This window comes from Corynebacterium provencense, assembly GCA_900049755.1.
In the GTDB taxonomy this organism is placed as follows: Bacteria; Actinomycetota; Actinomycetes; order Mycobacteriales; family Mycobacteriaceae; genus Corynebacterium; species Corynebacterium neomassiliense.
In genome coordinates, this window is the sequence record LT160601.1 from 1 (window position 1) to 4699 (window position 4699).

The 4699-nt window shown below is 69.3% G+C and carries 4 protein-coding genes; all 4 read right to left on the reverse strand.

Going from position 1 to position 4699, the window contains the following annotated elements; translation table 11 throughout:
- Nucleotides 1–1013: NAD-dependent epimerase/dehydratase family protein (locus tag BN3906_RS13735; RefSeq protein ID WP_066590233.1), on the reverse strand; the 1013-nt coding region annotated here is incomplete at its 3' end.
- Nucleotides 1014–1140: 127 nt separating this feature from the next.
- Nucleotides 1141–1932 (reverse strand): SDR family oxidoreductase, encoded by a 792-nt coding sequence (locus tag BN3906_RS13740; protein WP_390620357.1) that lies wholly within the window; start codon nt 1930–1932, stop codon nt 1141–1143.
- A 10-nt stretch (nt 1933–1942) separates the two neighbouring features.
- The gene (locus tag BN3906_RS13745; protein ID WP_078057549.1) at nt 1943–3325 is read right to left on the reverse strand and encodes an aspartate aminotransferase family protein; all 1383 of its coding nucleotides are present in this window, start codon (nt 3323–3325) and stop codon (nt 1943–1945) included.
- A 107-nt stretch (nt 3326–3432) separates the two neighbouring features.
- Complete coding sequence (locus tag BN3906_RS13750; RefSeq protein WP_078057550.1) at nt 3433–4668, reverse strand: amidase; 1236 nt, start codon at nt 4666–4668, stop codon at nt 3433–3435.
- Between the last annotated feature and the right edge of the window lie 31 nt (nt 4669–4699).

Genomic DNA, 4699 nt, shown 5'->3' on the forward strand with positions numbered 1-4699 from the left:
AGGCTGAGCAGCGGCGACCCGCCGGCGAGGACCAGACCGGTCCGGATGTTGACGACGCGCAGGCCGGCGTCTGCGGCGACCGCGCAGTCCGCCTCCCAGTCGGCGACGACGTCGGCGAGGAATCCGGTGCCCTGCGGGGCGTCCTCCTCCACCGGTTCCGGACGCCGCGCCCCGTAGAATCCGACGGCCGAGGCGGAGACGAAGGTCCTCACCCCGCAGGACGCCGCGACCGCCGCGAGTCGTCGTGTCGGTCCGACCCGCGAGTCCCGCACGGCATCCATGTGTGACCGGTTGAAACGCCCGAAGATCGGGGCACCGGCGAGGTGGACCACGGCGTCCACCCCCTCCAGCAGCCCGGGGTCGGGCGATGAGGGGTCCCAGCGGCGGACGCCGGGGGCGTCATACCTGCTCAGCGGGATGACAGTGTGTCCTGCGGTGCCGAGCAGTGCGACGAGGCGGGTGCCGACAAGCCCGGAGGCCCCGGTGACGGCGACGGTGAGGGGGGTGGCGTCCTCGTCGCGGAATGCGGCGAGGTGTGTGAGGTCGTCGGTGAGCTGCCGTCCACGGTAGGCGGCGATGCGGTCGAGCAGCAGCGCCGGGACTCTGGCGGTGATCCGGTCGGTCACGGCCGACGTGCCCCTGCTCTGATCCGACGACGGGTCGGCGGACGCGCCGGTGCCGGGTTCGACGAGGTGTTCATGCCGCCACCGCGTCAGTTCCCGCAACGGGGAACTGACGCAGACGTCGGTGAAACGGTGCCCCCCGGAATAGCCGGCGGGATCGTGCCGGGCCTCCCAGCGCAGGCCGGCGGGGAGGTCGAACACGGTGGTGCCGTCGCGCAGACTGTCCGCCTGTGCGGTGACCCGCATCCGGGACAGTCCCGGGGTGAGCCGGACCACCGCGCCCGGCCGGGTGTGCCAGTCCCACACCTGTGCGGCGGGGAAGGGCAGGTCCGTGCGGTACCCGCGGGTGACGGTCAGGGGATGACGGGTGGTGCCGGTGGTGGGGTGCATACGTTCCCAGGGTACAGAGGCCGGCCCACCGGTCTGCTGCGGAACTGCTGCCGGTCTCCTGCGCATCTGCTGCTGATCCGGTGGGGAGACGGCAGGGGGCGACAGGGGCTCGGCGCCTGCCCGGCCTCTATGTACCGGCCGTGAACTGCGGGTCGCGGGCGATCTTCGTGTTGTGCGCCTGCGCCCGCGGCCGCACGACCATCAGGTCCATGTTCACGTGGTCCGGGCGGGTCAGGCCGAAGGAGATGACGTCGGCGACATCCTCGGCGAGCAACGGCTGGTAGCCCTCGTAGACCTTCGCCGCACGTTCGGCGTCCCCGTCGAAACGCACGAGCGAGAACTCCTCGGTGGCGACGTTGCCCGGCGCAACCTCGAGCACCCGGACAGGTTCACCGACGATCTCCCAGCGCAGGGTGGTGGTCAGCATCCGTTCGGCGTGCTTGACCCCGGTGTAGCCGGCCCCTCCCTCGTAGGCACCGTGGGCGGCGGTGGAGGTGACGACGAGGACGTCGCCGGTGCCGTGGCGGTGACCGGCCTCGCGGAGCAGCGGAAGCACAGCCCTGGTGACGCGCAGAGTTCCGAGCACGTTGAGTTCGTACATGTGACGCCACCCGTCGAGGTCGGCGTCCTCGACCATGTCGAGTCCGAGCGCTCCCCCGGCATTGTTGACGACGGCGTCGAGACCACCGGTGGACGACAGGTGGTCGACGAGTCCGGCGACCGCGGCGTCGTCGGTGACGTCGAGCGGGAAGGCCTCACACCCTGTCTCGGCCGCCAGGTCAGCGAGGCGGTCTGCGCGGCGGGCCGCGGCGATGACGTGCATGCCCTCGGAGCTGAGCCGGCGTACCGTCGCCGCCCCGATCCCGGAGGACGCCCCGGTGACGAGGACGCGACGGACACGGTCGGCCGGTGCGGAGATGGAACTCATGTCAGTTGTCCTCCCCTGCTTCTGCGGCGATCGCGGCGACGAGAATGTCGAGACCCTGCTCCGCCTCCTCCGCCGTGATGATGCACGGAGGAACGACATGGATGCGGTTACCGGCGACAGTGACGAGGAGTCCCTGCTCCAGGCAACGACGCCTGATCGCGGACATCCTCTCCGCCGGCAGGGGCTCCCGGGTGTCCCGGTCGGCGACGAGTTCGACCGCCCAGAACACCCCGCTGCCACGCACCTCACCGACGACCGGTGATGTCACCGGGTCCTCCGTCAGGGCGGTGAGCCGGGGGCCGATGACCTCCGACCCCACAGTGGCGGCATTGTCGACGATGCCCTCCTCCTCCATCGCTGTGACGGTGGCGACGATCGCAGCCATCGCCAGAGGGTGCCCGGAGTAGGTCAGACCACCGGGGAAGACCGTCTCGTCGAAATGCCGGGCGACGGCGTCGCTGATGATGACGCCACCGGCCGGGACATACCCGGAGTTCACGCCCTTGGCGAAGGTCACCAGGTCGGGGACGACACCGTGCTGCTGGAAGGCGAACCAGGAACCGGTGCGACCGAACCCCGCCATCACCTCGTCACAGATCATGATGATGCCGTGACGGTCGCAGATCTCCCGCACCCCCGCCAGGTAGCCGGGCGGCGGAACCATGATCCCGGCGGTACCCGGGACAGTCTCGAGGAGGACTGCGGCGACAGTGTCCACACCCTCGGCGAGGATCACATGCTCAAGGTGGCGCAGTGACCGCTCGCACTCCTCCGCCTCAGTCTGCGCGTAGAACTCGGAGCGGTAGAGGTAGGGGCCGAAGACGTGGACGTGGCCGCGGGCGAACTCGTTGGGGATCCTCCGCCAGTCGCCGGTGGCGACCACCGCTGATCCCGTGTTGCCGTGGTAGGAGCGGTACCGGGAGATGATCTTGTCCCTGCCGGTGACCTGACGGGCCAGACGCATGGCGTTCTCGTTGGCGTCCGCACCGGCGTTGGTGAAGAAGACCTTGCTGAACGTGTCCGGCACATGGTCGAGGATCTTGCGGGCGGCGGTGGCCCGCGTCCGGTTGGCGGTCGCCGGGGCGATGGTCGTCAACTGTGACGCCTGCTCCCTGATCGCCTCGACGACAGCCGGGTGCTGGTAGCCGATGTTGACGTTGACGAGCTGACTGGTGAAGTCCAGGAACTGGTCCCCGGCGTGGTTCCACAGCCGGGCCCCCTCTCCCCCGGCGATGACGGAATCCGGAAGATGGTTCTGGGCGGACCAGGAGTGGAACACGTTGTCGTGGTCGCTGCGGAGGACCTCTGCGTCGAGGTCGGCACCGGTCAAACCGGCACCGACGAGCTGCGAGGCGAGGCCGTAGGTGGTTTCTGCTGTGGTCATGCACCTATTCTCCGACGAACACCGTGGTCCGGCGGTGGCCGTTCCGGCCCGGAAAACAGGTACGTCCGGACACAGTGTCCAGTTGTTGACCGGTTGTTGTCCGGTTGTTACGCGGTTGTGTCCGGGACGTCGCCGCGGGCCTGCAGAACCCCGGTCCCGGCGTCCTCCAGTGCGAACCCGACGCGGAAGACGGCCTGCTGGTCATAGGTGTCGCCGACGATCTGGAGCCCGGTGGGCACGCCGCGGGGACCGACACCGGTCGGCACGGCGAGGGCCGGGTTCCGGTTGCAGATGTTGAAGGGCACCGCCATGTGCGTGGCCCAGTAGTGTTCGCCGCGGGAGTTCACCGAGACCAGCGGAGCTTCCGCAGGCAGGGCATCTGCCGTTGTCACCGGGGTGATGAGCGCGGTCGCTCCGTCCAGGAGCCTGCCGAGTTCGGTGTGGATCCGGGTTTCGCGGACCATGGTCTCGTACAGCGGCATTCTCGCCGCAGCCGCCAGGGTGTGGTCGATGAACTGGGTGATGTACGGGGAGACCTCTGCACCGGAGGACTCGATGACCTCCTCCATCCCCGGGGCCAGTGTGTGACCGTAGTGCGCCATGGCCACCTCCATCAGCTCGGCGACGGTCCAGTCCGGGTTCCGGTGTTCGATGACCGCGCCCCGGGCAGCCAGGGCATCGGCCGCGGCCCGGAGATTGTCGACCACCGTGTCGTCCACCGGGTAGTCCCCGAGCGTCTCGGAGACGATGATCCGGTGCCCTGCCACGGACCAGCCGTCCTCCGGCTCCGTGACCGGTCCCAGAGGGACACTGTTCGGGTCGGCGGGATGCCGGCCGGCGATGACATTGTGCATGAGAAGGACATCCCCGACGGTGCGGGCCATCGCCGAGTCGCTGCGGTACCAGTCCATCGTCGAAGGATGCAGACCCGGGACGACACCGTAGGGCGCCTTGTAGCCGACCACCCCGCAGAATGTCGCGGGGATACGGGTGGAACCTCCGATGTCGGAACCGGTGGCCAGCGGGGCGTAACCGGCGGCGAGGGCGGCACCCGAGCCCCCGGATGAACCGCCCGGGGTGAACTCCGGGTTCCACGGGTTGCGGGTGACGCCGTGGGCAGCGGAATCGGTGAACGTGGCCGCACAGAATTCCGGGTTGGCGGTGCGCGCGACGAGGACGGCACCTGCCGCGCGCAGTCTGGCGACCACCGGGTGGTCGACGTCCGGGGTCTGCACGGTGGCGGGAACAGCCTGGTCGACCGGATGACCGGCGACGGCGTGCTTCTCCTTGACGACCACGGGGACGCCGAGCAGCGGTCGGTCCGCAGGGTGTCGCTTATTCACATCTAGCTGTTTATAAGAGACAAGGAGCCGG

Coding starts and splice junctions, on each gene's coding strand:
- BN3906_RS13745 (WP_078057549.1), bottom strand. CDS start 3,325: ATGACCACAGCAGAAACCACCTACGGCCTCGCCTCGCAGCTCGTCGGT.